Source organism: Rhodococcus pseudokoreensis, from assembly GCF_017068395.1.
Classification (GTDB): Bacteria; Actinomycetota; Actinomycetes; order Mycobacteriales; family Mycobacteriaceae; genus Rhodococcus_F; species Rhodococcus_F pseudokoreensis.
In genome coordinates, this window is record NZ_CP070619.1 from 338,047 (window position 1) to 363,634 (window position 25,588).

General features: G+C 68.7%; 25 protein-coding genes. 15 read left to right on the plus strand and 10 right to left on the minus strand.

Annotated features, from left to right (window positions below):
- The first annotated feature begins 1 nt into the window (after position 1).
- On the plus strand, positions 2-718 hold the full coding sequence (locus JWS13_RS06875) for an SRPBCC family protein (protein WP_206005068.1): 717 nt from the start codon (positions 2-4) through the stop codon (positions 716-718).
- 20 nt (positions 719-738) lie between these two features.
- Here the strand turns inward: JWS13_RS06875 and JWS13_RS06880 are convergent, their stop codons facing one another.
- Both JWS13_RS06880 and JWS13_RS06885 read right to left on the minus strand, forming a co-directional pair.
- The gene (locus tag JWS13_RS06880; protein WP_206005069.1) at positions 739-1,194 is read right to left on the minus strand and encodes a hypothetical protein; all 456 of its coding nucleotides are present in this window, start codon (positions 1,192-1,194) and stop codon (positions 739-741) included.
- A 103-nt stretch (positions 1,195-1,297) separates the two neighbouring features.
- Positions 1,298-2,332: an Rv2578c family radical SAM protein gene (locus tag JWS13_RS06885; protein WP_206005070.1), complete on the minus strand. Its 1,035-nt coding sequence runs from the start codon at positions 2,330-2,332 to the stop codon at positions 1,298-1,300.
- Between the two features lie 108 nt (positions 2,333-2,440).
- On the opposite strand from JWS13_RS06885, the gene JWS13_RS06890 reads away from it, so the two are divergent.
- From JWS13_RS06890 to JWS13_RS06915, 6 genes are all read left to right on the plus strand, one after another.
- The gene (locus tag JWS13_RS06890) at positions 2,441-2,839 is read left to right on the plus strand and encodes a RidA family protein (RefSeq protein WP_124390872.1); all 399 of its coding nucleotides are present in this window, start codon (positions 2,441-2,443) and stop codon (positions 2,837-2,839) included.
- A gap of 112 nt (positions 2,840-2,951) precedes the next feature.
- Positions 2,952-3,935, plus strand: a complete 984-nt coding sequence (locus JWS13_RS06895) for a potassium channel family protein (protein WP_192581794.1) — start codon at positions 2,952-2,954, stop codon at positions 3,933-3,935.
- Positions 3,936-4,121: 186 nt separating this feature from the next.
- Positions 4,122-5,111: an NAD(P)H-dependent flavin oxidoreductase gene (locus JWS13_RS06900; RefSeq protein WP_206005071.1), complete on the plus strand. Its 990-nt coding sequence runs from the start codon at positions 4,122-4,124 to the stop codon at positions 5,109-5,111.
- 70 nt (positions 5,112-5,181) lie between these two features.
- Complete coding sequence (locus JWS13_RS06905; protein WP_206005072.1) at positions 5,182-5,814, plus strand: TetR/AcrR family transcriptional regulator; 633 nt, start codon at positions 5,182-5,184, stop codon at positions 5,812-5,814.
- 353 nt (positions 5,815-6,167) lie between these two features.
- A complete protein-coding gene (locus JWS13_RS06910) occupies positions 6,168-6,260 on the plus strand; it encodes a 2-hydroxycarboxylate transporter family protein (RefSeq protein WP_241032125.1) in 93 nt (30 codons plus the stop codon).
- A gap of 115 nt (positions 6,261-6,375) precedes the next feature.
- Complete coding sequence (locus JWS13_RS06915) at positions 6,376-8,439, plus strand: transglycosylase domain-containing protein (protein WP_124390870.1); 2,064 nt, start codon at positions 6,376-6,378, stop codon at positions 8,437-8,439.
- A gap of 84 nt (positions 8,440-8,523) precedes the next feature.
- On the opposite strand, the gene JWS13_RS06920 is transcribed toward JWS13_RS06915, so the two are convergent.
- Complete coding sequence (locus tag JWS13_RS06920) at positions 8,524-9,816, minus strand: class I SAM-dependent methyltransferase (protein WP_206005073.1); 1,293 nt, start codon at positions 9,814-9,816, stop codon at positions 8,524-8,526.
- Positions 9,817-10,076: 260 nt separating this feature from the next.
- Here JWS13_RS06920 and JWS13_RS06925 point away from each other — a divergent pair, with 260 nt between their 5' ends.
- Positions 10,077-10,367 carry an ANTAR domain-containing protein gene (locus JWS13_RS06925; RefSeq protein WP_241032126.1) on the plus strand — a complete coding sequence of 97 codons (291 nt, stop codon included), beginning with the start codon at positions 10,077-10,079 and terminating at the stop codon, positions 10,365-10,367.
- Complete coding sequence (locus JWS13_RS06930) at positions 10,364-12,166, plus strand: ABC transporter ATP-binding protein/permease (RefSeq protein WP_420855001.1); 1,803 nt, start codon at positions 10,364-10,366, stop codon at positions 12,164-12,166. The genes JWS13_RS06925 and JWS13_RS06930 overlap by 4 nt, the downstream gene beginning before the upstream one ends.
- Positions 12,167-12,204: 38 nt before the next feature.
- Here the strand turns inward: JWS13_RS06930 and JWS13_RS06935 are convergent, their stop codons facing one another.
- Positions 12,205-13,797 carry an HD domain-containing phosphohydrolase gene (locus JWS13_RS06935; RefSeq protein WP_206005075.1) on the minus strand — a complete coding sequence of 531 codons (1,593 nt, stop codon included), beginning with the start codon at positions 13,795-13,797 and terminating at the stop codon, positions 12,205-12,207.
- A 131-nt stretch (positions 13,798-13,928) separates the two neighbouring features.
- On the opposite strand from JWS13_RS06935, the gene JWS13_RS06940 reads away from it, so the two are divergent.
- Genes JWS13_RS06940 through JWS13_RS06950 form a run of 3 tightly spaced genes read left to right on the plus strand, consistent with a single transcriptional unit; the run spans position 13,929 to position 15,901 of the window.
- Positions 13,929-15,014: an NAD(P)H-dependent amine dehydrogenase family protein gene (locus JWS13_RS06940; protein ID WP_206005076.1), complete on the plus strand. Its 1,086-nt coding sequence runs from the start codon at positions 13,929-13,931 to the stop codon at positions 15,012-15,014.
- A 57-nt stretch (positions 15,015-15,071) separates the two neighbouring features.
- Positions 15,072-15,428, plus strand: a complete 357-nt coding sequence (locus JWS13_RS06945; RefSeq protein ID WP_206005077.1) for an ArsR/SmtB family transcription factor — start codon at positions 15,072-15,074, stop codon at positions 15,426-15,428.
- On the plus strand, positions 15,425-15,901 hold the full coding sequence (locus JWS13_RS06950; RefSeq protein WP_206005078.1) for an SRPBCC family protein: 477 nt from the start codon (positions 15,425-15,427) through the stop codon (positions 15,899-15,901). The genes JWS13_RS06945 and JWS13_RS06950 overlap by 4 nt, the downstream gene beginning before the upstream one ends.
- Before the next feature lie 23 nt (positions 15,902-15,924).
- Here the strand turns inward: JWS13_RS06950 and JWS13_RS06955 are convergent, their stop codons facing one another.
- Genes JWS13_RS06955 through JWS13_RS06970 form a run of 4 tightly spaced genes read right to left on the minus strand, consistent with a single transcriptional unit; the run spans position 15,925 to position 20,972 of the window.
- The gene (locus tag JWS13_RS06955; protein ID WP_206005079.1) at positions 15,925-17,910 is read right to left on the minus strand and encodes a 5-oxoprolinase/urea amidolyase family protein; all 1,986 of its coding nucleotides are present in this window, start codon (positions 17,908-17,910) and stop codon (positions 15,925-15,927) included.
- A complete protein-coding gene (locus JWS13_RS06960; RefSeq protein ID WP_124393001.1) occupies positions 17,907-18,563 on the minus strand; it encodes an urea amidolyase associated protein UAAP2 in 657 nt (218 codons plus the stop codon). Before JWS13_RS06960 ends, JWS13_RS06955 begins: the two co-directional genes overlap by 4 nt.
- Positions 18,560-19,405, minus strand: coding sequence for an urea amidolyase associated protein UAAP1 (locus JWS13_RS06965; RefSeq protein WP_206005080.1), 846 nt, complete (start codon positions 19,403-19,405; stop codon positions 18,560-18,562). Before JWS13_RS06965 ends, JWS13_RS06960 begins: the two co-directional genes overlap by 4 nt.
- Position 19,406: 1 nt before the next feature.
- Positions 19,407-20,972, minus strand: coding sequence for an amino acid permease (locus tag JWS13_RS06970; protein ID WP_225927942.1), 1,566 nt, complete (start codon positions 20,970-20,972; stop codon positions 19,407-19,409).
- Positions 20,973-21,166: 194 nt separating this feature from the next.
- Here JWS13_RS06970 and JWS13_RS06975 point away from each other — a divergent pair, with 194 nt between their 5' ends.
- The 3 genes from JWS13_RS06975 to JWS13_RS06985 are packed head-to-tail and all read left to right on the plus strand — an operon-like array spanning position 21,167 to position 23,688.
- Positions 21,167-21,874 (plus strand): TetR/AcrR family transcriptional regulator, encoded by a 708-nt coding sequence (locus JWS13_RS06975; RefSeq protein ID WP_206005081.1) that lies wholly within the window; start codon positions 21,167-21,169, stop codon positions 21,872-21,874.
- Between the two features lie 60 nt (positions 21,875-21,934).
- On the plus strand, positions 21,935-22,285 hold the full coding sequence (locus JWS13_RS06980) for a type VII secretion target (protein ID WP_206005082.1): 351 nt from the start codon (positions 21,935-21,937) through the stop codon (positions 22,283-22,285).
- Complete coding sequence (locus tag JWS13_RS06985) at positions 22,282-23,688, plus strand: hypothetical protein (protein ID WP_206005083.1); 1,407 nt, start codon at positions 22,282-22,284, stop codon at positions 23,686-23,688. The genes JWS13_RS06980 and JWS13_RS06985 overlap by 4 nt, the downstream gene beginning before the upstream one ends.
- A gap of 4 nt (positions 23,689-23,692) precedes the next feature.
- Here JWS13_RS06985 and JWS13_RS06990 read toward each other — a convergent pair whose 3' ends face one another.
- Together JWS13_RS06990 and hisS are read right to left on the minus strand one after the other, a co-directional pair.
- Positions 23,693-24,352, minus strand: coding sequence for a hypothetical protein (locus tag JWS13_RS06990; protein ID WP_206005084.1), 660 nt, complete (start codon positions 24,350-24,352; stop codon positions 23,693-23,695).
- Positions 24,315-25,586: a histidine--tRNA ligase gene (gene hisS / locus JWS13_RS06995; RefSeq protein ID WP_206005085.1), complete on the minus strand. Its 1,272-nt coding sequence runs from the start codon at positions 25,584-25,586 to the stop codon at positions 24,315-24,317. The genes JWS13_RS06990 and hisS overlap by 38 nt, the downstream gene beginning before the upstream one ends.
- Positions 25,587-25,588 lie beyond the last annotated feature (2 nt).

Sequence of the window (25,588 nt, forward strand, 5' to 3'; positions counted from 1 at the left end):
CATGTCGAAGAATTTCGAGATCCGCCGCGAAGTCGTCCTGAACGCCGGCCCCGAGGACGTGTTCGCCGCCGTCACCACCGGCACCGGCGGCTGGATGTTCCCCACCGAACTCGATCCCGGGGTCGGCAACGAGGGACCCGACGACCCCGCCGTCGTCGAGTGGGAGCCGCCGCAGAAGTTCGCGGTCCGCCAGGAGGGACCCGACGGCTGGTTCAACGCCCTCGAGTACCTCATCGAGGCGCGCGACGGCGGCACGGCAGCGCTGCGCTACGTGCACAGCGGCATCTTCACCGACGACTGGGACGCGCAGTACGACGGCGCCGACAAGCACACCACGTTCTACCTCCACAGTCTCGGCCAGTACGTCCGGTACTTCGCGGGCCGCGCGGCCACCTACATCGCGACCGGCGGCCCGGCGGCCTCCGCCGATCCCGGCGCGATGACCACGCTCCGCGGGGCGCTCGGCCTGTCCGACACGTCGACCGCCGGCGACACCGTCACCGTCGACGTCCCCGGATTCGGCACGGTGGACGGTGTCGTCGACTACCTGACGCCGCACTTCATCGGAATCCGGACCGGCGACGCGCTGTACCGGTTCTACGGCCGCAACGCATTCGGTGGAACGGTCGACGCGGCGCACCACCTGTTCGCCGCGGGCGCCGACCAGGAGAAGTCGCAGGACGCGTGGAAGTCCTGGCTGGACGACGTCTTCGCCTGACTCAGGCGTCCTGCCCGAGTTCAGGAAGCCGTGAACTCGCCCCTACCCGGAATGTTCGGTGTGCTCGGGGTGATCTCGACACTGACGCGACCCGCCCCCGGATCGAAGTAGACGGCCGTCGGCGCCCCCGGACCGTCCCATCCGCTCAACGCCCATTGCTTCGTTCCGGAGGCGCCGGTGTCGAGGTTGCGCCAACGCACTGTTCCGTCGACCATGCAGACCCGGGAAGTGCCCACGAAATGCGTCGTCAGCATGACGTAGTTCGGCCCGTACGGCCCCGGGTAGCCGGACGACGCCTGGGCGTCGATCCGGCCACCGCACACGCTGATGTCGCCGGGGTTCAGACCGTGCCCGATCGTGAACGTGGGTGTCAGCGTGGCCGTATCCGCAACGGCGGCAGTGGGTGCGCCGAACAGTGCGGCAGCGGCAAGCGACGCCACCACCGCCGAACGGACTACCAGATTTCCCACAGTCATGACACTCCTCGGTCGTGTGCGGCGGGCGAACCCCTCCCCCGTGTGTCTCCGGGAATGCCGGGCGCGTTACGCGTCCGCACGGTTGGGGTCGACGCACCGTTCGTCAGAAGAGGGTGAGCGCCGGTCCGGGACGACCGGCCCCGACCAGTTCACCGCGGTCGGGCTCGGGCTGCCCGGCGTCCCGGTGTTTCGCACCGCCGCCGAGGCCGTACCGGTCGACGAGGGGGTCGACTCGCTGCTTCAGCCACGACTTGTATTCGGGCGGAACGTAGGACGCCCGCCCGTACAACTGCCGGTACTGGCGGACGAGCGCGGGATGCTCCGTCGACAGCCAGTTCATGAACCAGCCCTTGGTGCTCCCGCGCAGGTGCATCGGGAAGACGGTCACGCCCGAGGCACCGGCATCGGCGATCGATTCGAGCAGGCCGTCCAGGTGCCGCACCGAATCGGTGAGGAACGGAATCACGGGAGCCACCATCACATTGCACGGCAGCCCGGCGTCGGCGATCGCCCGGATCAGATCGAGACGCGCCTTCGGGGTGGGTGTGCCCGGTTCGATCGACTTCTGGAGGTCGGGATCGTGGATCGCCAGCGAGACGCCGATGCTCACCGGCACCTGCCGGGCGGCCAGAGTCAGGAGCGGGAGGTCGCGCCGCAGCAGCGTCCCCTTGGTCAGAATCGAGAACGGGGTCGCGGATTCGGCGAGCGCGCGAATGATGCCGGGCATCAGACGGTATCGGCCCTCGGCGCGCTGATACGGATCGGTGTTGGTGCCGAGCGCCACGTGTTCACGCTTCCACGACCTGCGCCCCAACTCCTTGCGCAGCACCGCCGCGACGTTGGTCTTCACGACGATCTGATTGTCGAAGTCGCCGCCCGCATCGAGGTCGAGGTATTCGTGGGTGGGCCGGGCGAAACAGTAGCGGCATGCGTGCGAGCACCCGCGAAAGGCGTTGACGGTGAATCGGAATGGTAGTTGCGACTCCTCGGGCATCTTGTTCAGCGCACTCTTGCAGAGCACTTCGTGGAAGGTGATGCCGTCGAACTCGGGTGTCTGCACGCTGCGCACGAGTCCGGCGCGTTCCAGCCCTGGCAATGCACCGTCGTCGGCGTCGACCGCTTGCCCATCCCACCTCATGAGTACATGCGAACATTTGTTCTAACCGGTGTCAAGGCTTCGCACCGGGTGGACACCAGATCGTCGACGTCGACCGCGCTGGTGAGAGCGAGGTCGACGCTTGCGAGAATGTCGCTCATGTCGAACAGAAACAACATCTCGTCCGGTTCCGAGTGGGAAGGCAAGATCGGCTATTCCCGCGCCGTGCGCATCGGTCAGCTCGTGTCCGTGTCGGGTACCACCGCGTCGGGTCCCGACGGCCCCGTCGGCGGCGACGACCTCGCCGAGCAGACCCGCGAGGCGCTGCGCCGAATCGAGGCAGCGCTCGCGGAGGCCGGCGCGAGCACGACCGACGTGATCCGCACCCGCATGTACCTCACCGACATGAGCCGGTGGGAGGAAGCCGGCATCGCGCACGGCGAGGTCTTCGGCGAGATCCGCCCCGCCACGACGATCCTCGAGGTCAGTGCGCTGATCGCTCCGGGCCTGCTCATCGAGATCGAGGCCGACGCCGTCATCGGCGACTGACCGCCCCGGGGAGGCGGCACCGCACCGACGAGTGCCACGGCCGCCTCCCCACCTACCGGTGGTCCACCGGAAGTACCCACTCTTCGACGAGATTGGGTGAACAATTGTCGCGGTGAGCCCCCTGGGACGAATCGGTCGAGCGCTCCTCGCGTTCGCGCTGGTCGTTGTCATCGGCACGGCGGGCTACATCGTCCTCGGCTTCGGGCTCCTCGACGCGCTCTATCAGACCGTCACCACGATCACGACCGTCGGATTCCGCGAAGTACATCCCCTCAGCCGCGTCGGAGAAATATTCACGATCACCCTCATCCTCGCGGGGGTGGGCACCGCGCTGTACATGTTCGGCGTCCTCCTCGAGGCGCTCATCGAGGGCCACCTGCGCCATCACATGGAGAGACGGCGAATGGATCGACGCATCAGCCGGATGACCGGCCACATCATCATCTGCGGATGGGGCCGGGTAGGTACTGCGAGCGCGCAATACCTCACCTCACTCGGCCGTGAGATCGTCGTCATCGACCGCGAACCGGACAGACTCCGAGATATCCAGCACCCCACCGTCATCGGAGACGTCACCGACGACCGAACCCTCGAAGCCGCCGGGATCGCGCATGCACACGCTTTGATCTCCGCGCTCGACACCGACGCCGACAACGTGTACGTCACACTGTCGAGCCGGGCATTGCGCCCGGACCTCATCATCATCGCCCGCGCCCGGAACGAGGGGTCGATGTCCAAACTCGTGCGCGCCGGCGCCAACCGGGTGGTCAACCCGCAATTGATCGGCGGCCGCAGAATGGGTTCCTTTGCGCTGCAACCCCACGTGGCCGAATTCTTCGACGTGGTGATGCACGACGAGACCCTCGACTACCGCATGGAAGAGATCACCGTCGGTTCGACATCACCGTGGGTGGGATACCCGCTCGAGCAGATGGGAATTCACGCAAGCGGCGCACTGCTGCTTGCGATTCGCACCGTCTCCGGTCAGTTCGTCGCCAATCCGGCGCCCACTATCCAACTCGAACCCGCAATGATCCTCATCGCTCTCGGAACGCCCGACGAACTCGATGCGGCACGCCACCACGTCAACCCGTAACGCGTAGCCCCGGCCGGTGACGCCCTTCCCCTTGACGTGCCCGCCCACGATCCCTATTCTCGAATTCGATTCGAGTTTCAGTATGGTGGAAGTTCCGCCGCAGCCCAGTTCCACCCATCACCCACCGTCGATCACCCCATGACCGCCGGCGCCCCGGCAACGGCGGGGTCACTCTTCGAGGAAAATATGTTCAGCAACGAGTTCACCCAGACGTTCGGAATCGAACACCCCATCGTGTGCGGCGGCATGACCGCCGTCGGCACCGCCGACCTGATCAGCGCGGTGGCCAACGCCGGCGCACTCGGATTCCTCACCGCCCTGACCCAACCGACCCCCGAGGCACTGGTCAAGGAGATCGCCCGCTGCCGCGATCTCACCGACAAACCGTTCGGCGTCAACCTCACCATCCTGCCCACCATCCAACCGGTCCCCTACGACGACTACCGCGACGCCATCGTCGACAGCGGCATCACCATCGTCGAAACCGCCGGCGGCAACCCGGCCCCGCACCTGCCCACGTTCAAGGCCGCCGGTGTGAAGGTCATCCACAAGGCCGTCTCGGTCCGGCACGCCGTCAAGGCCGAGCAACTCGGCGTCGACGCCATCAGCATCGACGGCTTCGAATGCGCCGGCCACCCCGGCGAAGACGACGTCCCCGGCCTCATACTGATCCCCGCGGCGGCCCGGGCACTGACCATCCCGATCATCGCCAGCGGCGGAATCGCCAGCGGAGCCGGACTCGTCGCCGCGCTCGCACTGGGAGCGTCGGCGGTCAACATGGGCACCCGATTCATGGCGACCACCGAGGCGCCGATACACGACAACGTCAAGCAGCAGATCGTGCAGAACACCGAACGCGACACGCGAATCGTGTTCCGCGAGTTCCACAACTCCGCACGCGTCGCCCGCAACTCGGTCTCCGAAGAGATCGTCGACCTGTCCCGGCGCCCGGGTGCCACCTTCGACGACATCGCCCATCTCGCCAGCGGCGCCCGCGGCCGCGATCGGGTGTACGGCGCCGGCGACGTCGAGGACGGACTGTGGTGGGCCGGCCAGGCCCAGGGGCTGATCCACGAGGTCGCCGAGTGCGCCGACGTCGTCGACACCATCCTCGGCGAGGCACGACACATCATCAGCGCGCGGTTGCCGGCACAGCTTGCTCAGACCACAGCGTGACCCGGCGCCGTCGGCTGATACGGTCACGAATCGTGTTCGACTTCATGCACGCTCTGGAAGGCTGGCGACCATGGACAGCGCGCCGCGGGTGACGCAGCAGGCTCCGTCCTCACCCGGGCGGGCGCAACGCCGCGGAGTGGAGCGCAGGCGGGCCATCCTCGACGCAGCCGAGGCGATCCTGTGCGAGCAGGGCTACGCGGCGGCAACCCTCAAAGCGATGGGTGAGCGGGCGGGGATTCCGACGGCGTCGATGTACCACTACTTTCCCGACCGTCACGAGGTCGAGATCGAGCTGCTGACGAACCACCTGCGTGAGTTCGACAAGCAGGTGAGTGCGGCACTGGAGACCGCCCGGATCCGGGCGCTCCCCGACGCCGTGGACGCGATCATCGACCCCGAGCTGGCGTATTTCAGACAGCATCCCGCGTGCGCCGAGTTGTGGTTCGCCGGTCGGAACGAGTCCGTGACCGAGCTGGTGCACGCGTTCGACGACGAGAGAGCGCAAGCACTCTGGCGCCTTCTGATAGACCGGGGACTCCTCCGCCCCGACACTCCCCTGCTCGTCCTGCAGCTGGCGTTCGAGGCCGGCAACCGGCTCTTCGACGTGGCGTTCCGGCGTTCCCCGGGCGGAGACGACGACACGATCGCCGAAGCGCGCCGGCTCGTCACCGCCTACCTCGAGACCTACGCCCCCGACGCGTGACGGCATCAGTCGCCGAAGTGGCCGGTCACGGCGCCGGAGAAGTGCCGCGACACGTCAAGTATTCGAATCCGCCTGCAGGAAAAGGAATGCGTAGCACCGTGCCGTCGTTGACGGATCAAGCGAGGACATCAGCCTCCCGCAGAAGAACGTCGTCGATCTACCCGCGGAAATCCTGGCAGGCGCCGCAGAAAATGCCCCCGTCATCGAGACCAACAACTAGTACCCCCGACAGCGTCCACGGCACACGAAGCGCCGAAACTGATCCTCGATCGGTCAGGCTCACACCTCGATTCTGTCGTACAGTCCGGCGGCGAGGTGGTCGACGAGTGCGCGGATGCGTCGGGGAACCCCGTATGAACCTCATGCCGTTCGCACAGATCTCGACCCGCCTCGGCGGCGTGACCACCGTCATCTCCGCCGCCTCACTCGTCCGCGTCCTCGGCTGACACACCCGGGAACACCTCGTGCGTGTCATTCGCGCCCCAACCGCGCCGAGGGGCCCGATAATCGGGCGAGCACCGGTTGCGTCGTTGCCGGTGCATCGTCGCAGGAGGTGCCGAATTGCAATCCAGGACCGTTCTCAAACTCACCGGCGCGACGGTGGCCGCGGGGGTGCTGCTGGCCGGGGTGATGTTCCCGATCGCCGCCGGGCTCGGGTACGCATCGAACCGGGCCGCCGACAGCGTCGGTAACTCCTCGGCCGAACTGGCCGACGGGGTGGTGCCTGCGGTGACGACGATGACCGACGTCACCGGGAACCCGATCGCCTGGCTGTACGACCAGCGTCGATTCGAGGTCCCCAGCGACCAGATCTCCAACGACATGAAACTGGCGATTCTCTCGATCGAGGACAGACGGTTCGGCGAACACCAGGGGGTGGACTGGCAGGGCACGATGCGGGCGTTCTTCACCAACACCACCAGCGGTCAGATCGAACAGGGTGCCTCGACGATCAATCAGCAGTACGTGAAGAACTACCTGCTGCACGTGGTCGCCAAGACCGACGGCGAACGCCGGGCCGCGATCGAGACCACGCCGGTCCGCAAGATCCGGGAGATCCGGATGGCGATGACCCTGGACCAGGAACTGTCCAAGGAGGAAATCCTCACCCGGTATCTGAATCTGGTGCCGTTCGGCAACGGTTCCTTCGGGGTGCAGGACGCCGCCCGCACGTACTTCGGCATCGACGCGAAGGACCTGAACCTGGCGCAGTCGGCGATGCTCGCGGGCATGGTGCAGTCCAGTTCCGCACTCAACCCGTACACCAACCCGGAGGGGGTGTTCGAGCGCCGCAACGTCGTCCTGGACACCCTGGTCGTGAATGTCCCGGACCGGGCCGCCGAGATCCGCGCCCTGAAGGAGACGCCGCTCGGGGTGCTCCCGAAACCGAACAACCTGCCCCGCGGATGCATCGCCGCCGGCGACCGCGGGTTCTTCTGCGACTACGCGTTGCAGTACCTCCAGAACGCCGGGCTGTCCCGGGAGCAGCTGGAACGGGGCGGCTACCTGATCCGCACCACCCTCGATCCGGCCGTACAGGGATCGGTGAAGTCGGCGGTGACCAAATACGCCGACCCGAAACTTCCGGACATCGCGAGCGTGATGAACGTCGTGCAGCCCGGACAGGACCAGCACCGGGTCCTGGCCATGGCGGGCAGCCGCAACTACGGTCTGGACGCAGCCGCCGCCGAGACGGTGCAGGAGCTGCCCTATTCACTGTCCGGGCACGGCGCCGGATCGGTGTTCAAGATCTTCACCACCGCAGCGGCCATGGAGAAGGGGCTTCGCCTGAACGCGATCCTCGATGTACCGGGCCGGTTCGATGCCTACGGGATGGGCGACGGCGGCGCCCCCGGGTGCCCCGGAGGCGCCTACTGCGTGCAGAACGCCGCCCCGTATCCGCGGGCACTGTCGGTCACCGACGCCCTCGCCCAGTCACCGAACACCGCGTTCGTGAAACTTCTCCAGGCCACCGGGGTCGATGCGACGGTGGACATGGCGGTACGCCTCGGCATGCGGTCCTACAACGAACCGGGCACCTCCGGGTTCGGGGACCAGAGCCTGGCCGACATGCAGAAAGACCAGAATCTGGGGTCGTTCACCCTCGGTCCGGTGTGGATCAATCCGCTCGAGCTGTCGAATGTCGCCGCGACCCTGGCCTCACACGGCAAGTGGTGCCCGCCGAGCCCGATCGACTCCATCGTCGACCGGCAGGGCAGGCCGGTCCCGCTCACCCAGCAGGCGTGCGAGCAGGTCATCGATCCCGGTCTGGCCGACACCCTGTCCAATGCGCTCAGCAAGGACGATCTGCCCGGCGGCACGGCGTCGGCCGCGGCCGGCGCTGCCGGGTGGAAACTGCCGATGTCCGGCAAGACCGGGACCACCGAATCGCACATGTCGTCGGCTTTCGTCGGGTACACGAACAACCTGGCCGGCAGCGTCTACGTGTTCGGGGACACGCCGACCCCGGGCCAGATCTGCACCAGCCCACTGCGTGCGTGCGGGGACGGGAACCTGTTCGGCGGCACCGAGCCGGCCCGCACCTGGTTCACGGCGATGATGCCGATCGCGAACAACTTCGGCCCCACCGCCCTGCCACCGATCGACCCGCGCTACGCCCGGTGACCGGGTGATGTGGAGGCCCGCGACGACCTGAGCGGGCCTCCACCCCGGTGCCGTTCAGCGCCACCCGGGTTCGGAACGCCAACCCTATGTGTGCGCCTTCAACAGTTCGTCACGGGTACCGGGCATGCCGCTGCTGCCCCGTTCGGTGCTTTTGACTGCCAGAATCTGGTTGATCCCGAGCCGGTTCGCCGAGAACGCCAACGCCGCCCCGGCCATGTACAGCCGCCACACCCGTGCCCGCCCGGCGCTGCTGGAGGCCACCGCCTCGTCCCAGTTCGCCTCCAGGTTCCCCACCCAGGCCCGCAGGGTCAGCGCGTAGTGCTCGCGCAGCGACTCGACGTCGCGCACCTCGAAGCCTGCCCCTTCGAGCGCGTCGATCATCGGTGCCATCGGTTCGATTTCGCCGTCGGGGAACACATAGCGATCGATGAACGACGTCGTGGAGAAACTGTCCGCGGTTTCGCGTGGTCGCCGCGAGATCGCATGGTTGAGCAACCGGCCCTCCGGGCGTAGCAGCGCGAACAGGTCCGCGGAGTAGGTCGACAGCATCGCGTCGCCGACGTGTTCGGCCATGCCGATGCTCGAGATCGCGTCGTAGGGGCCGTCCGCGACGTCGCGGTAGTCCTGCACCCGGATCTGCACCAAGTCCCCCACCCCGGCGTCGACCATCCGTTTGGCGGCGTAGTCCGCCTGCTCGTGGGACAGGGTGACACCGACGACGTGCGCGCCGTACTGACGTGCCGCGTGCAGCGCGAAAGTCCCCCACCCGCAGCCGACGTCGAGTACCCGCATCCCCGCGGTCAGGCCGAGCTTGCGGGCCACCAGATCGCATTTGGCGTACTGGGCCGCGTCCAGATCCCCGCCCGGCTCCGCCCAGTACGCACACGAGTAGGTCATCGACTCACCGAGCACGAGTCGATAGAAATCGTTGCCGACGTCGTAGTGGTGGCTGATCGCGGCGGCGTCCCGGGCCTTGTCGTGCCGGCGCCCGCGCGCCAATTTCATCTCCTCCGCCGGCGGCTTCGGTGGAAGCCCGACGATTCCCAGGCGCAGCGCCGCCTTCACCAGTGCCTTTTTCGTCTGCCCGTCGATGCGCACACCGGGGCCCCGGCTCGGGTCCGCCACCTCCTCCAGCGCGTCCAGTCCGGCGAGCAGGTCACCCTCGATGTCGATGTCGCCGGAGACGTAGGCCCGCGCGAAACCGAGATCGTTGGGTGCCCACAGCAACCGCCGCAGACCACGCCGGTTGACGAGGTGCACCTGCCAGGGCGCGTCCGCAGGCCCGCTGCGACTGCCGTCCCAGCACCTGATACCCACCGGGACCTGTGTACCGAGCACCGCGCGAACCAGCGGAGCCACCGTGTCAGCGACCGTCATACCCACCTCCGTCGAAGCGTGGGTCTGTCAACCCACAAACGTTCCGCAATCCAACTCGTCGACCATATCGATGGAACGTCCATCGCCGCAGACCATCACACCAACTGCGGCTACCGATTCGGGCGTCGCCGGTTCGCGAATCTCGCGCCACACGCCTGGGAACCACTAGGTCAATGTCGGTGTTCTCTGCTCGTCTCTCCGACGACTCTGAAGTGGTCGCCCGGTTCGCCTGAACCGCCGACACAGCGAAAGGACTCCCCGTGCCCACTGACACCTCCGCGGTAGCCGGACGGAACCCCTCGAAGAAGGCACGTGCACAGCTCCTGTCCACCGCGGTCGCACTCCTGGCCGAGCAGTATGGTTGCGGCCAGGAAGCCGCCTTTGACGCACTCCTCGACATCGCGCACCGCAACCACGCCACCGTCGCCAACGCAGCCGAGCACGTCCTGTCCCGGCGATCGACCGATGACGGCCGGGAAGAACGGACCTCGCGATTTGAGGCAAACGCCCCATGCGACGACGGACCCGGCGGACCGATGATCAGGGCATGACAAAGCGAGTTCAGGAATCACGGAAATCACCGGTCACGGCCGAATCGGCAGTCGAACCACCGACCGTCGGGCGGTCCGCTACGTGCCTGTCGGATCACGCCCTCGAGGCGGCGGGCGGCGGGCGGGTCGATGCGGCGGTCGGCGGGAGGGTCGATGCGGTCGACGTGAGTAGGCACGTCGGGGGGCGGCAGATCCTCCAGGAGCTGTCGATGTCGGTCGAGCCGGGCGAGTTGGTCGCCATAGCCGGCGGCAGTGGAGCAGGAAAGAGCACGTTGCTGGAGATCCTCGCCGGACTGCAACCATCGTCGGCCGGGGAGGTTCGGCACGACGGCGTCGTGCGCGGGGCCCGGGTCAGCGCCGATTCCCGGATCGGCTACGTACCCCAGGACGACATCATCCACCTCGAGATGCCCCTGCGCCGCACGCTGCGCTACGCGGCGCGGCTCCGGCTGCCCGCGGGCACATCGGCGGCCGAAGCGGACCGGATCGTCGACGAGACCATGCAGGATCTCGACCTGGCGGATCGGGCCGAGGTGCCGGTCCGTGCGCTGTCCGGCGGCCAACGCAAGCGGGCCAGCATCGCCGTGGAACTCCTCACCCGGCCACGCCTCTTCTTCCTCGACGAACCCACCTCCGGGCTCGACCCGTCGACGGCGGCCGACGTGATGCGCCTGCTGCACCGACTCAGCCGCCGCGGGGTCACAGTCGTCCTCACGACACACGAGCCCGCGGGCATCGACCGGTGTGACCGGGTGGTGTTCCTCGCTCGGGACGGCCACCTGGCCTTCACCGGCAGCCCGGCCGAGGCTCGGCGCTACTTCGGTGTGGCGGATCTCGCCGAGGTGTACGACCGGCTGGCACGGGAGCACACCCCTCAGATCTGGGCGCAGCGATTCGCGGCCATCGGTGAGAAGTCGGACGCCCGGCCCAGCCCGGCTCCACCGCCCCTCCCGGCCACCCGTTCGGACGACGAACGCCCCGGAATGGTGCGGCAATGGTGGCTACTCACACGACGCAATGTCGATGTTCTCCTTCGTAACCGGCTGACCCTGGCGGTCCTGCTCGGCTCACCGGTGCTGGTCACGGCGATGATGGCGACGCTGTTCCAGCGCGGCGCGTTCGACCCGCGCAGCGCGGCCGACCTCGGCCCCGCCCAGATCGTGTTCTGGATCGCCTTCGCGGGCTTCTTCTTCGGCCTCACCTACGGACTGCTCCAGATCGTCGGGGAGATGGCCGTCTTCCGGCAGGAGCGCCTGGCCGGGCTCAGCGTGGGCGCCTACGTGGCATCCAAGGTGACAGCGCTGCTTCCGGTGCTGGCCGGAGTGAGCGCGCTGCTTCTCGGTGTTCTACGGGCGCTCGGTCGGCTCCCCGCTGTCGGATGGCACGTGTACGCCTTCCTGTTCGTGACGATTGTGATCGAAGCGACGTCCGCCCTGGTCCTCGGTTTGCTCGCGTCGGCCGCGGTCTCCAACGCCGCGCAGGCCGCCCTCGCCCTGCCGATGCTCTGTTTCCCCCAGGTTCTGTTCGGTGGCGCCATCGTCCCCGTCGACGAGATGGCCGTCCCGGGACGCCTGATGAGCCTCGGCCTGTCCAACCGTCACGCCTTCGAAGCACTGGGTCGCGACCTGGATCTCGACCGGTACAGCGCCACGGTGCCGGCCATGTCCGCCTACGGCGACACCTTCCGGGGTGGTACCGGCGGCAGTCTCGTCGCGCTCGCCTCGTTCGCCGTGGTCCTCACGCTGGCCACGGTGTGGGTACTGGACCGGCGGTCCCGGCCCGGCGCATCCCGGCGATGACGGCCCGGCACTGTCGGTCCCGCCGGCCGGTGGACTCGTCACTTCTCCGCGACCGCCGTGGCCGGGAAGCCCACCAGACCCCGGTCGATCGCGGCGAGACTGGCCTGCGTGCGGTTGTTCACACCGAGCTTGGCGTAGACACGTTCGACGTGGTTGCGTGCCGTCTTTTCGGCGATGAACAGGTCGGCGGCGATCTCCCGGTTCGATCGGCCCTGTGCGACGAGTCGCAGGATCTCGACCTCGCGGTCGGTCAACCCGGCCGGCCAGGGCGTCCGCCGCGACACCCGCTGACCGGCCGCCGCCAGCACGGCGGCCACCGACTCGGCGTCGAGTCGTCCGGCACGCGCCTCGTCTCGCAACCGATCGGCGGCGCCGCGAGGATCGAGCGCCAACCGGTGTGGACGCGGCTCGAGCAGACCCTGGTACGCCTCCGCCGCGGCGAGCAGCCGGTCCTTCGCGGTCAATTCCGCGCCGGCGATCCCCCGGGGAAAGCCGGACCCGTCGATCCTTTCCCGGTGCTTCATCGCGACCGACACCACCGACTCCAAGCCCTTGACTCGGCTCAGTATCCGGCCGGTCAGATCCGGATACATCCGTACCCGTTCCCATTCCGCGGTCGTCAGCGGCCCCTTCTTCTCCCAGATCTGGTTGGACACCCCCATCTTGCCGAGGCTGTGCACGAGGCCGGCGCGGTAGAGATGCGTGACATCCGGTGATGGCATGCCCAGGTGCCGGGCCGCGCCGGCCGCCAGGCTCGCGACGCCACGCGAATGCCCCAGTGTGAACGGAGATTTGAGATCGACGAAATCAGCCATGGCCCTGAGCAACTCGTCGCTCTCCTCGGCCGTCAGGGTTCGGTCACGATCCGGAGCCTGGGTCAACGCCGCAACCCAGACGTCCATGTCGAACAACCCGTCCACGATTGCGGCCGCGTCACGTTCGAACACGTCCGCCACGGCCGGGCTGAACTGACTGCCGCGCCGGGAACGGAGAACATCCTTCGCGTGCGCGAGCCCACCCGTCCGCAGGTGCACCTCGACGACGTCTGCCACATGGGCGATATGGATCTCGACCGGGATGCCCTCTCCGCGACACCCGTTGGGCAACCCTCGACCGTCCCACCGCTCGAAGACGTAGGCCAGCGCCTCTCCGACCTGCCCGTCCAAGCCCATCCGATCGGACAGAACCCCGGCGGAACTGCAATGCGAATGGATCAGTGTGGCGACCTGGCTGCGAGCCGCGACCAGAAACACGGCGGCGCTGATACCGCGCTCCCAGGCGGGCAGTCCGCGCCCCACGTAACTCGTCATCAGCCGCAGAAACGGCAGACCTGTCATGTCCACCGCGTAGGTGTCGGCGCGGAAGGCGATGTCGTCGCCGAAGAGCGCCGAGAGTTCGTGGGAGTCGGCGTGACAACCGATCCACCCGACCAGATTGGCGTAGTACACGGTCGCCCGCTGTCGGTGGTCGAGTCCCATCCGCTCGGCGATCCGTGTCGCGATCAGGGACGATCGAAGCATGTGCTCCATGGGCTGACCCAGACCGAGGTCGATCGCCAGCGATACCGCGGCCAGCAGTTCGGCTCTGCTCAGTCCCTTTTCCGAGCCGGGCAGCGTCCCGTGCGGGTGCATCTACCCATTGTCTACCTGAACACGGCCCACCTGAATACGGCCGTGGCGCTGCCGCCGGCATTCGTCGAACGGTACCGGTGTTGCCCGATTCGGGCCATGACCGTCTCGCACACTGGGTAGGGTCCGATTTCATGGCCGACCAGGGGAAGATCCGGACCGTGGTGTGGGGAACCGGGAATGTGGGGCGGGCCGCGATCCGTGCCGTCGACGCCCACCCCGGGCTCGAACTGTCGGCGGTGCTCGTGGCGAACCCGGAGAAGGTCGGACGCGACGCCGGGGACCTCGCGGGCCTGGAACGCTTGCTCGGGGTGACGGCCACCGACGATGCCGGCGCCGTGCTCGCGAACTCCCCCGGCGCCGTCGTCTACGCCGCGTCGGGTGACATTCGCCCGGACGATGCGGCGGCCGACATCACCCGCGCCCTCATGGCCGGGGCGGTCGTCGTGACCCCGTCGATCTACGCGCTGTACGACCAGCGCAACGCGCCGGCGGAGTTGCGCGACCCGATCGAAGCGGCGGCGAAGTCGGGCGGCGGCGCTCTGTTCGTGTCGGGCGTGGATCCGGGATGGGGCAACGACGTCCTGCCGATCCTGATGACGGGCCTGGCGGGCACGATCGACCGGATCCGGTGCCAGGAGATCTTCGACTACACCACGTACGACCAACACGATTCGGTGCGGTACCTCGTCGGCATGGGCCAGCCGATGGACTACGAACCGCCGATGGTCGCGGCGACCGTGCCGACGATGGTGTGGGGCGGGCAGATCCGGCTCATCGCCCGCGCCCTCGGCGTGGAACTCGACGAGATCCGGGAGACGCTGCTCCGCCGGCCGCTCGAGGAGACGGTCACCACCGAACTCATGGGCGAGTTCGAGGCGGGCACCCAGGGGGCGCTGCGTTTCGAAGTCCAGGGCATCGTGGGCGGCGAACCCCGCATCGTCATCGAGCACGTCACCCGGATCCACCCGTCGTGCGCCCCGGACTGGCCCGTGCCACCGGACGGCGGGGACGGCGCCCACAAGGTGATCATCGAGGGCCGTCCACGGATCGAGGTCAATGTGGAGGCCACCGACGAGGGTGGCAATCGAGCAGCCGGCGGCAATGCCACCGCGGTGGGACGCCTGGTCAACACGATTCCGTGGCTGCGGGCGGCCGCGCCGGGGCTCTACGACGCCCTGGATGTCCCGCTCGTCCCCGGCCACGGCAAGCTCGGCTGACCCACCCCAAACAGTTAGCCCTTGCGCTAACCATCGTTGCGGTGAATACTTTTCCTTGTGGCTCAGTATCCGGATCAACTGAACGGCATCTTCCAGGCACTCGCCGACCCCACCCGGCGGGCCGTGCTGGGCCGCCTGAGCCGCGGCCCGGCCACGGTCAGCGAACTGGCGAAACCGTTCGACATGGCCCTGCCCTCCTTCATGAAGCACATCCACTTCCTGGAGGACAGCGGGTGGATCCGGACACACAAGGAAGGCCGGGTACGGACGTGTGCGATCGAGAAGGCGCCGTTCACGGCGGTCGAATTCTGGCTCGCGGAGCAACTGGAACTCTGGGAGGGCCGCACCGACAGGCTCGAACAATTCGTCACCGAACCCACACTCACCACTCACTCGAAGGACACACCGCAATGACCGACACTGCGAGACCAGATCTCGACCTCAAAATTTCGCGCGTCATCCGGGCGCCCCGGGCGGTGGTGTGGCGCGCCTGGACCGACCCCGCCAGCTTCGAACAGTGGTGGGTCCCCGCGCCCTCACGGTGCCGGGTCGTCGACATGGAACTACGCCCGGGCGGCGCGCTCACCACCCAGATCAGCGAGGACGGCGGCGAATTCGTGCCCCACCTGAGTGGCTGCTTCCTCGCCGTCGACGAACTCGAACGCATCGTGTTCACCAACTCCCTGGTCGGTGGCTGGCGGCCCGCCGAACAGCCGTTCATGACCGCGATCATCACGTTGACCGACCACCCGACGGGCACGGAATACGTCGCCCACGTGATGCACAAAAACAGCGCCGACCGCGACACCCACGAAGAAATGGGCTTCTACGACGGGTGGGGCACCGTCACGGAGCAACTCGCCGACCTCGCCGAGCGCCGGTCGTAACCTGAGAGGCCGGACAAGCGCAATCAGCCCGCCGTCGCGAACTCCCCTGCCGCGGACCATCGTTGCCGCTCGGCGGCGAACGCGACGGCCTGCTCGGCGCGGAATCCGCCGATCGATTCGGCGTTGACCGCGAGGAACTGCTCGTGCTCGGCGAGCGAGAACGTGCCCTCCGTGATCTCGATGCCGCCGCCGCGGCCCGCCGCGACGTCGGATCGCAGGTCCATCAGCTCGTCCGGTTCCACGGGGTACCAGGAGATCCGGTCGAAGAAGCGCAGCAGCCAGGGGGTGCCGTCCTCAAACGGACCGGACTTCTCGGGATGCCGATGGTTCCACACCTGGGTGGTGCGGCCGACGAACTGGTAGCCGCCGGGCCCCTCCATCCCGTAGATGCACAGGTACGCCCCACCGATGCCGACCGCGTTCTCCGGTGTCCACGTGCGGGCGGGGTTGTACTTCGTGGTGACCAGCCGGTGCCGCGGGTCGAGGGGTGTCGCGACGGGAGCGCCGAGGTAGACGTCGCCGAGTCCGAGCACCATGTACTCCGCACCGAAGACGGTGTCGAAGACGTCGTCGACACTGCCGAGTCCGTTCATGCGGCGGATGAACTCGATGTTCCACGGGCACCACGGCGCGTCGGCGCGGACCCCGTGCATGTACCGCTGGATCGCCTCCCGCGTCGAGGGATCGTCCCACGACAGCGGCATCCGCACGGATCGGCTCGGCACCACGAGTTCGTTCGCCGCGGGCAGTGCGTCCTCCGCCTCGGCGAGCAGCCCCATCAGCTTCGGGATCGGCAGCACGTCGGGGTCGACCCGGACCTGCAGCGACCGGATGCCCGGTGTCAGGTCGAGCAGCCCGGCCGGTTTCTCGACCTCGAGCCGCTGGTGCAGCGCGTGCGCGCGGGCCCGCAAGGCGAGGTCGAGGCTCATGTCACCGTATTCGACGAGCACGTTGTCGTCGCCGGAGCGCCGGTACGTCACGGCGGTCTCGCCGTCGCGCCGGGCGATCACGCCGTCGTCCCGGTCGCCGGTGGTGGAGAAGACCGTCGAGAACCCCGCCCGCCGGGCCGGCCCCAGTGCACGCGTGGACGCGGCCCGGTCGGCCCGGATCGGCACGAAGCGCACCGTGTCGCCGGGGGCCAGTTGTCCGAGCTTCCAGCGTTCCGCGGAGACGACCGTGACCGGGCACACGAACCCGCCGAGGCTCGGTCCGTCCGGGCCCAGGAGGATCGGGGTGTCTCCCGTGAAGTCCAGTGCGCCGACCGAATACGCGTTGTCGTGGATGTTGGACGGGTGCAGTCCCGCCTCGCCGCCGTCCGTGCGCGCCCAGTCGGGTTTGGGTCCGATCAGCCGCACCCCGGTGCGGTCCGAGTTGAAATGCACCTCGTAGTCGGTCCGGTACAGCGTGTCGATGTCGGCGCGGGTGAAGAATTCGGGTGCGCCGTGCGGGCCCTCGGTGACCGCGATCTCCCAGCGACTGCACAGGGCGGGGACGTGTTCGGCGGGGACGGCGGCCGCGCGGGTGCCGTCGTGCTCACCGACCGCGAGCACGTCGCCCTGCCGCAGCGTGCGGCCCTGATGCCCGCCGAACTTGCCGAGTGTGAATGTCGAGGCGCTGCCGAGGAAGTCGTCGACGTCGAGCCCGCCCTGGACGAGGAGGTAGATGCGCAGGCCGGGCCCGGCGACCGCGCCGACGTCCAGGGTCCCGCCCGCCGGTACCCGCACCGGACGCCACTGCGCGTGCAGCACACCGTCGACGGTGACCGGGGCGGGTGCGCCGGTCACGCAGACCACTGTCTCCTCGTCGAACTGCAACGCGGGTCCGGACATGGCGCATTCGATTCCGGCGGCGCCCTCGTCGTTGCCGAGCGCGGTGTTCCCGAGCCGGAACGACAGGTCGTCCATCGGACCTGACGGCGGCACCCCGACGTGCCAGTACCCGGTCCGGCCCGGGAAGTCCTGGACCGTGGTGAGCATGCCGGGCCGCTGCACGGTGATCTTGGCGCTCATGCGGGTGCTCCCGCCGGCCGGGTCACGATCATCCGCACCGGGGTCGGATCGAAACCGTTGCAGGGGTTGTTGATCTGCGGGCAATTGGACACCAGTACCAGAACGTCGCGGTCCGCGCGGAGCGCGAGGCGGCGGCCGGGTGCGGACAGGCCGTCGACGATGCCGAGTGTGCCGTCGGCGTCGACGGGGACGTTCATGAAGAAGTTGATGTTCGACACCAGATCCCGCTTGCCGATCCCCCACCGCGACCCTTCCGCGAGGAAGTTCTCGACGCAGGCGTGCTGATGCTTGGTGTGGTGGCCGTACCGCAGGGTGTTCGACTCCTGGGAGCAGGCGCCGCCCACCGTGTCGTGCGAGCCGACCTCGTCGGCGACGAGTGTCATCAGCGCGTCGTGATCGTCGGTGCGGAGCACACTTCCCGTGGTCAGGAACAGATTTCGCTGCGCCGACACCGTCGCGGCGGCCGAGTAGCGCTGCCGGTGGTCGTCGGCCGCGTAGATCAGGGTGTCGACGGCCTGGTTGCCGTACAGATCCACGATGGTCAGGACGTCGCCGGCCGCGACGACGGCGGACCAGGGTCCGCGGGCGCCGACCTCCTCGTCCAGGATCACCGTTCCCGGTACCAGCGGCGCGGTCTCGATGGTGGTGGTCATGCCTGCTCCCGTCCCTGGCACTGCGCTGCAGCCCAGACGTCTTCGGTGTTGAGGAACGCGCGCCGGTACTCCGGGTCGGCGTCGACGGGCCCGGCCACGTCGGCGCCGGTCCAGGCGAGCACTTCGAGCGCGGTCGTGTCGTACGTCGGCGACAGATCCAGCGGATGCGCCGTGTTGGCGATCAGGACGATCACCGGGAGGTGGATCACGAGTTCGACGGCGGTGTCCGCGCCCGCGGATCCGATACTGCTCAGCGATCCGTCCGCACCCACCCGCACCCCGTGGAAGAACGACAGCGACGGCGGGAGGTCGCGGCGCTCGAGCCCGTGCTTCGCGGCGGCCACGGTGAAGAGTTCACGGCCGGCGGGAGACGCCGAATGCAGGCTGCCGTCACCGTATTTCGCGGTGTTCGTGGCGAGCGACGTGGTGCCGCAGAGGGCGTCGTGCCGCCCGGACCCGTCCGACACGACGGTCGCGAGGACGCGCCCCTGATCGGAGAGCAGCGGATGCCCGGCCCCCGTGTACGCCTGCCACGGCACCTTCACGGTGTCGGCGACGTTGAGCCGTTCCCACGGCGCGTCCGCCCGGTACAGCAGCAGGTGGGCGCAGGCCCGGCCGTCGAGGTCCCGCAGTCGCAACCGGGTGCCGCGGCCCAGCACCTTCGTGGTGTACCGGCCGCCGGGAACGGTCTCCGCCCACGTGAGCAGCGCCGGATCCACACCGGCCGGCGGGGCGGGCCAGGACGACGCCGGGACCACCGGCATCGAGTCGGTGACCACGCCCGACTGGGCACGCGCGTGTTCCTTCGCTGCGCTGGTGGTCGAGGTGTCCACTGAGGTCATGTCAGGCTCCGATCGTGACGGGGTTGGGGGTCGTGCGGCCGCGCGGGAAGCACGCGATCCCGAGCGCGACCACGGCGGCGACGGTGACCGGGGCGGCCCACCGCAGGAGGGGGTAGTCGCCGCTGGGGTCGAAGATCTCGGCGCGCGGCCAGGACAGGTTGACGACCATCAGCGCGCCGTAGCCGACCGCCAGGATGTTCACGGGCAGTCCGAACCGTCCGAGCGAGAACAGCGTCCGGCCGTCCGCGTCGACCTGCGGTCCCCCGTGCGGCCAGCCCTTCAGCCTGCGCAGCAGCAGCGGCACCGTGACCATCAGGTAGGCGAGGTAGATCAGGATGATGCAGACGCTCGAGAGGGTCGCGAAGATCGCGGAGTTCCCGACGTTGACGGCGAGGATGCCGATGCACACGAGGCCGATCAGGACGGACGGCGCGATGGGTGTTCCGGTGCGGGGGTTCACCGTCGACAGAATCCGCGAGGCCGGCAGCCGTCCGTCCCGGGCCATGGAGAACACCAGCCGCGACGCCGCCGTCTGGATGGCGAGCGTGCAGACGAACACGGCGATCGCGACGTCGACGAGGAGCAGGGTTCCCCACGGGGAGCTGAGGATCGACGAGAGCACGTACGGCAGGCCCTCGGCGGCGAGACGGCCGTCCGTCAGGCTCGGTGCGGCCATCAGCGCGCCGAGGATCATCAGTCCGCCGCCGAGCGCCGACACGGACAGCGCGAGGCGGATCGTGCGCGGTGCCACCCGGCGCGGGTTCCTGGTCTCCTCGGCGAGTTCGCCCGCCGAACCGAACCCGACCATCACGTAGGCCGCCATCAGACCCGAGACGATCCAGGCCCATCCGTACCCGGGCGACGCCCCGGCCGTTCCGGTGTCGAACACGACGTCCGGTCCGCGCCGGGCGTGGGTGAGGAACATGCCGATCACCGCGATGACCCCGACGATCTCGCAGGTGACACCGATATTGTTGATCCGGGACATCCAGTTGACGCCGATGCAATTGATGAACGTGGTCAGCACGAGCAGGACGGAGCCCAGCAGCACCGCGTTGGCGGCACCGCTCGCGGACGTCAAAGTACTGTCCTCCCCGATGATCTGGAATCCGCTCCACACGTTGGGGAGAACGACCTGCAGGGCGATGGCCGCGGCGGACGCCGTCACCATCTGCGCGAGGATCATGAACCATCCGGCGAACCAGCCGACCACCTCGCCGCCCATGCGGCGGGACCACTGGTAGATCGCCCCCGAGATGGGGTAGCGGGCGGCGAGTTCGGCGAAGTTGAGCGCAACCATGAACTGGCCGGCGAACACCACCGGCCACGTCCAGAAGAACGCGGGCCCGGCGAACCCGAATCCGAGCCCGAAGAGCTGGAAGATGGTGGTGAGGATGGAGACGAAGGAGAAGCCGGCGGCGAACGACGCGAACTTGCCCAGGGAACGGTGGAGTTGCTGCTCGTAACCGAATTCGCCGAGGTCACCCGTGTCGTCGACGCCGGACGGGCGGGAAGGTGCGGGAGCCGGCGCGGTCGGCACCTGCGCAGTCCTTGTGGGTGTACTCAAGGGCGTACTCCTTCGGCGAGAGCAATATCTGTCGCTCGATAGTTTTCTCGTCGGGAGGCCTCGATGGGTGACGCCCGCGTATCCAGATCGCGGTTGGCCGTAACAGCATCGTTGCCTACGTTTCGGTCGCGTGACGAAACCCTCACGGAGGGTGGCCGGGGCCGGGTCCGGACACGACCTGACATCATGGAGCGGTGACCACAGGGCCGGGACGACCCCGACTGACCAGTCAGCGCAGACCAGGGCAGACCACACCCGAGGAGATCCTCGACGCCGCCGGAGAGTTGTTCACCACCAAGGGTTTCGCCGCCACCTCGACCCGACTGATCGCCGAGATGGTCGGCATCCGGCAGGCGTCGCTCTACCACCACTTCCCCAACAAGGAGGAGATCCTCGCGGCACTGCTCGAGGAGACGGTCTCCCCCGCTCTCGCCGCCGCCGAGCGACTCACCGACGCCGCCGCACCCGCCACGGTGCGCCTGCATGCACTGGCCACCTACGACGTCACCCAACTCACGACCACCAGATGGAATCTCGGTGCGCTGTACCTTCTCCCGGAACTGCTGACCGATCGATTCGAGCCGTTCCGCACCCAGCGCACCCTGCTGCGCGGGCACTACCGGCAACTGGCGGACCGGGCCCTGACGGAAATCACCGGCGATTCCGGCAGCATCTCCCCCGCCCTGGCCGACCTGCCGTTCCGAATCGTGGAGAGCGCCATCGCAACCCGCGCCGACATCGAACGCGGACTACTGCCCGGGCCCGAGAACGAGGGCGCTGCCGGACTCCTCGCCGACGCCTGCCTCCGCACCCTCGGGTGGACGGCGCCGCTGGACGAAATCCGGGCGAAGTCGCGGGCACTGCTCGCCGAGACCGGGGGCGGAACACCCCTTCACCGCTAGCCGTGCCTGTCGTTCCCGTGCGATAAAGTCTGGCGAACGCTTAATCACTGGGGGGTTATCTTGAGCGAAGTCTTCGTCGTCACGGACGGCATCAGGAAATACGGCGCCACCGCCGCGCAGGCAGCCGAACAGATCAGCAGCGCCGCCGCACTCGATCTCGGGACGAATCTCGCGGCGCTCGCGCCCGTGTTCGGCCCGATCGGAGCCGATTTTCTCGCGTCCTTCGCTGCCGCGCAGGCAAACCACGCCGCCTCGGTCGCCGAACTCGCCACGCACTACGCGCAGACCGCAATCGCGGCCGACGCCACCGCCCAGTCCTACGACTCCGTCGACGGCGCCAACGGCGCCGCGCTCGGTGCTGTCGGCGACGGACTCGGTGCTGTCGGCGACGGACTCGGGGGCCTCGCATGACCTCCCCCGAACCCGCCGGTCAGCCCGCCGAACCCGGATCGATTCTCGACCTGATCCAGGGCTCACCCGTCGGCGACGCCCTCGCCACACCACTGCCGAGCACCCCGCTGGAGGCCCTGCAGAATTCCCCGCTCGGCCCGTTGCTGGATGCGCCGCTCGGTGAACTGCCACCGTTGCCGGCCCTGCCGTCGTTGCCGCCCCTGCCGCCGAACCCGGTCGAGGCACTGCTACAAGGGCACGCTCTGCCCGCGCTGCCGGGGGTAGACGAATTGTTCAAGCCGCTCACCGATCTCGCCGGGAGCTTCGGCACCGGCACGTTCGGCGCGTTCGACCCGACGTCGCTCCTCGACATGTCCTCGGGCATGATCGACCAGGCCATGTCGATGAGCCTGTCGGGCCTGAAGGTCCTCGACCAGATCTGGCAGAGCCAGGCGGCGCAGGCGGCGCAGTCCCAGGGCGTGCAGGCCCAGGCGAGCGGCACCGAACTGAGCGAACGTGGCACGGAGATCTCGGCCACCACCCAGACCGCCGCCGCGTCCGTGGCGCGCGGCAACGCGAACCTCATGACGATCTCGGAGTCGTTCGCGGCCACCGCGGTCGCCGCCGCGCCGATGGTGATGACTCCGCCCGGGCAGGCGATGCTGCTCGCGTCCGCGGCCGAGCACATCAAGGCGGCCATCGGAGTGGTGACGCAGACCCGCACCGAACTGAACGAACAGACCCTCACGATGAACGGTCTCGCCGCGCCGGTCCCGGTACCGCCGCCCCCGGCACCCGGAGCCGTGGCGGGGGCCGTGCCGACGTCGCCGTTCGCCGTCGCGTCCACCGTCATCGAGGGTGTGGGCAAGCCGATGATCTCCACCGTCACCGACGGTGTCGGCGACCTGGTGTCGGCGAGTACCCAGGCGGCCGGTGTCTCCTCGTCCGACCTGCCCGCCGACACCGTCGCGGCGAAATCCGCCATCACCCCGGCGCACGGGGCCGCCGGCGGCGTTCCCGGCGCGGTGGGCACGGCCGGCGGCGCGGGAATCGGCATGTACGGCGGCGGCGCGGGCGGAAGCGCCTCCGCGGGCGGCGGTTCGGTACCCCGCGGAGCGGTTTCCGGGGCGGTCGTGCCCCCGGCGACTGCGACCCCGGCGACACCGGGCACCGCTCCGGCACCCGGCGCCACTCCGGCCGCCTCGTCCCCCCTCGCACCGGGCGGGGCAATGGGCGGGATGGGCGGCGCCGGCATGGCAGGCGCCGGGCGCGGTGGCGACGAACAGCTGAGCGGCCGTTCCACACCGAGCTACCTCGTCAACGCCGGCGAGAACAACGCGTTCGTCGGCGACCTGCCGATGGTCGCACCCGCTGTCATCGGCGGCGAAGATCTCGACGACGCGTCGTTCGGCGATCGGGGCTGATCGCTCAGTCGAGCAGTGCCGCCACCTCGTGATCGGTGAGCGTGGTGATGGGCACGCGGCCCTCCGAACGCACCAGTTCGACGGCCCGGAACAGCGGGCGTTCGGGTAGGGCCGCGCCGCGCGCTTCCGCGCGGAGTTGCTCGATGAGGACCGACGCGATCGCGGCGGCCGGTACCAGTTCGCTGGTCGTCAAGGCGTCGGCGAGCCTGCGGAGCCCGAGGATCTCGAGTTCCCGGCCGCCGTCGGTCGTGTAGAGGGCGAGCGGAACCGCGAGGCTCCCGTCGGGATCGGTGATCCGGACGCTCACCTCGCTGACTCTGGCCGAACGGACCACCAGTTCCGCGGCGACCGCGCGGGTGACGTCGACGTGCCGGCTACGCAGTCCCCCCGTCGACCGGATCCGCCCGGCTTGCAGGGTGATGCGACGCCGCAACGTGAGGAGCGCGGACGCGGCGGTCGGGACCGCGATCACGGCCCCGACCGTCACGCCGACCCACACGGGACCGAAGAACCCGACGACGACACCGACCACGACACCGATCAACACGGCGATCGCCGCGACCTTCTTGAGCCGCGGTGCGATCAACTCGATCGGGACGAGGTCGAGCGACACCGGCGCGGTGTCGTCAGTCCCCAAGGATGGCTCCGACGCGCGCGAGAACATCTGCCGCCGACACCGATTCCTGATCGCCGGTGGCGAGATTCTTGATTCCCACCGTGCCCTCGGCGATGTCGCGGTCACCGAGCACCAGCGCCAGCGCGGCACCGGACCGGTCTGCGGCCTTCATCGCGCCCTTCACGCCGCGGTTGCCGTACGCGAGATCGACTCGGATTCCCTGGGCGCGCAACTGCTGCGCGATCACCACCAGCTTCGCCTTCGCCTCCTCGCCCAGCGGGACGCCGAAGACCTCGCAGCGGGCCGTCGAGCCCGCGGTCTTGCCCTCCGCGGCGAGCGCCAGGACGGTGCGGTCGACACCGAGCCCGAAACCGATGCCGGACAACGGCTGCCCGCCGAGCTGCTCCATCAGACCGTCGTAGCGTCCGCCGCCCCCGATACCCGACTGCGCGCCGAGACCGTCGTGGACGAACTCGAACGTCGTCTTCGTGTAGTAGTCGAGGCCCCGGACCATTCGCGGGTTCACCACGTACGGCACACCCAGCGCGTCGAGGTGCGCGAGCACCTCGTCGAAGTGCGCCTTCGCCGTGTCCGAGAGGTGATCGAGCATCAGCGGGGCGTCCGCCGTCATCTCGCGCACCTCCTTGCGCTTGTCGTCGAGCACCCGCAGCGGGTTGATCTCCGCCCGCCGGCGCGTCTCCTCGTCGAGGGGAAGGGCGAACAGGAACTCCTGCAACCGTTCCCGGTACTGCGGACGGCACGTGTCGTCGCCGAGGGACGTGATCTCCAACCGGAAACCCTCGAGACCGAGGCCGCGGAAACCGGCGTCGGCGACGGCGATGACCTCGGCGTCGAGTGCCGGGTCGTCGACGCCGATGGCCTCCACCCCGACCTGCTGCAGCTGGCGGTACCGGCCGGCCTGCGGTCGCTCGTAACGGAAGAACGGGCCGGCGTAGCTCAGCTTCACCGGCAACTGCCCGCGGTCCAGGCCGTGCTCGATCACGGCCCGCATGACACCCGCGGTGCCCTCGGGCCGCAGGGTCACCGAACGGTCACCGCGGTCGGCGAACGTGTACATCTCCTTGCTGACGACGTCGGTGGACTCGCCGACACCGCGGGCGAACAGCCCGGTGTCCTCGAAGATGGGAAGTTCGATGTGGCCGTATCCGGCCAGACGCGCAGCGCGCGTGAGTTCGTCACGGACCGCGACGAACTCGGACGACTGCGGCGGGACGTAATCGGGGACGCCCTTGGGGGCGGAGAAGGTGCTGGCTTTGCTCACTG

Bases quoted from the DNA above. Each gene is read 5' to 3' on its own strand.
- JWS13_RS06955 (WP_206005079.1), bottom strand. From the start codon at position 17,910: ATGAGCGCCAAGATCACCGTGCAGCGGCCCGGCATGCTCACCACGGTC.
- JWS13_RS06900 (WP_206005071.1), top strand. From the start codon at position 4,122: ATGTTCAGCAACGAGTTCACCCAGACGTTCGGAATCGAACACCCCATC.
- JWS13_RS06950 (WP_206005078.1), top strand. From the start codon at position 15,425: ATGACCGACACTGCGAGACCAGATCTCGACCTCAAAATTTCGCGCGTC.
- JWS13_RS06885 (WP_206005070.1), bottom strand. From the start codon at position 2,332: ATGAGGTGGGATGGGCAAGCGGTCGACGCCGACGACGGTGCATTGCCA.
- JWS13_RS06940 (WP_206005076.1), top strand. From the start codon at position 13,929: ATGGCCGACCAGGGGAAGATCCGGACCGTGGTGTGGGGAACCGGGAAT.
- JWS13_RS06880 (WP_206005069.1), bottom strand. From the start codon at position 1,194: ATGACTGTGGGAAATCTGGTAGTCCGTTCGGCGGTGGTGGCGTCGCTT.
- JWS13_RS06930 (WP_420855001.1), top strand. From the start codon at position 10,364: ATGACAAAGCGAGTTCAGGAATCACGGAAATCACCGGTCACGGCCGAA.
- JWS13_RS06990 (WP_206005084.1), bottom strand. From the start codon at position 24,352: ATGTTCTCGCGCGCGTCGGAGCCATCCTTGGGGACTGACGACACCGCG.
- JWS13_RS06965 (WP_206005080.1), bottom strand. From the start codon at position 19,405: ATGACCTCAGTGGACACCTCGACCACCAGCGCAGCGAAGGAACACGCG.
- JWS13_RS06960 (WP_124393001.1), bottom strand. From the start codon at position 18,563: ATGACCACCACCATCGAGACCGCGCCGCTGGTACCGGGAACGGTGATC.
- JWS13_RS06985 (WP_206005083.1), top strand. From the start codon at position 22,282: ATGACCTCCCCCGAACCCGCCGGTCAGCCCGCCGAACCCGGATCGATT.
- JWS13_RS06890 (WP_124390872.1), top strand. From the start codon at position 2,441: ATGTCGCTCATGTCGAACAGAAACAACATCTCGTCCGGTTCCGAGTGG.
- JWS13_RS06920 (WP_206005073.1), bottom strand. From the start codon at position 9,816: ATGACGGTCGCTGACACGGTGGCTCCGCTGGTTCGCGCGGTGCTCGGT.
- JWS13_RS06905 (WP_206005072.1), top strand. From the start codon at position 5,182: ATGGACAGCGCGCCGCGGGTGACGCAGCAGGCTCCGTCCTCACCCGGG.
- JWS13_RS06910 (WP_241032125.1), top strand. From the start codon at position 6,168: ATGAACCTCATGCCGTTCGCACAGATCTCGACCCGCCTCGGCGGCGTG.
- JWS13_RS06935 (WP_206005075.1), bottom strand. From the start codon at position 13,797: ATGCACCCGCACGGGACGCTGCCCGGCTCGGAAAAGGGACTGAGCAGA.
- JWS13_RS06875 (WP_206005068.1), top strand. From the start codon at position 2: ATGTCGAAGAATTTCGAGATCCGCCGCGAAGTCGTCCTGAACGCCGGC.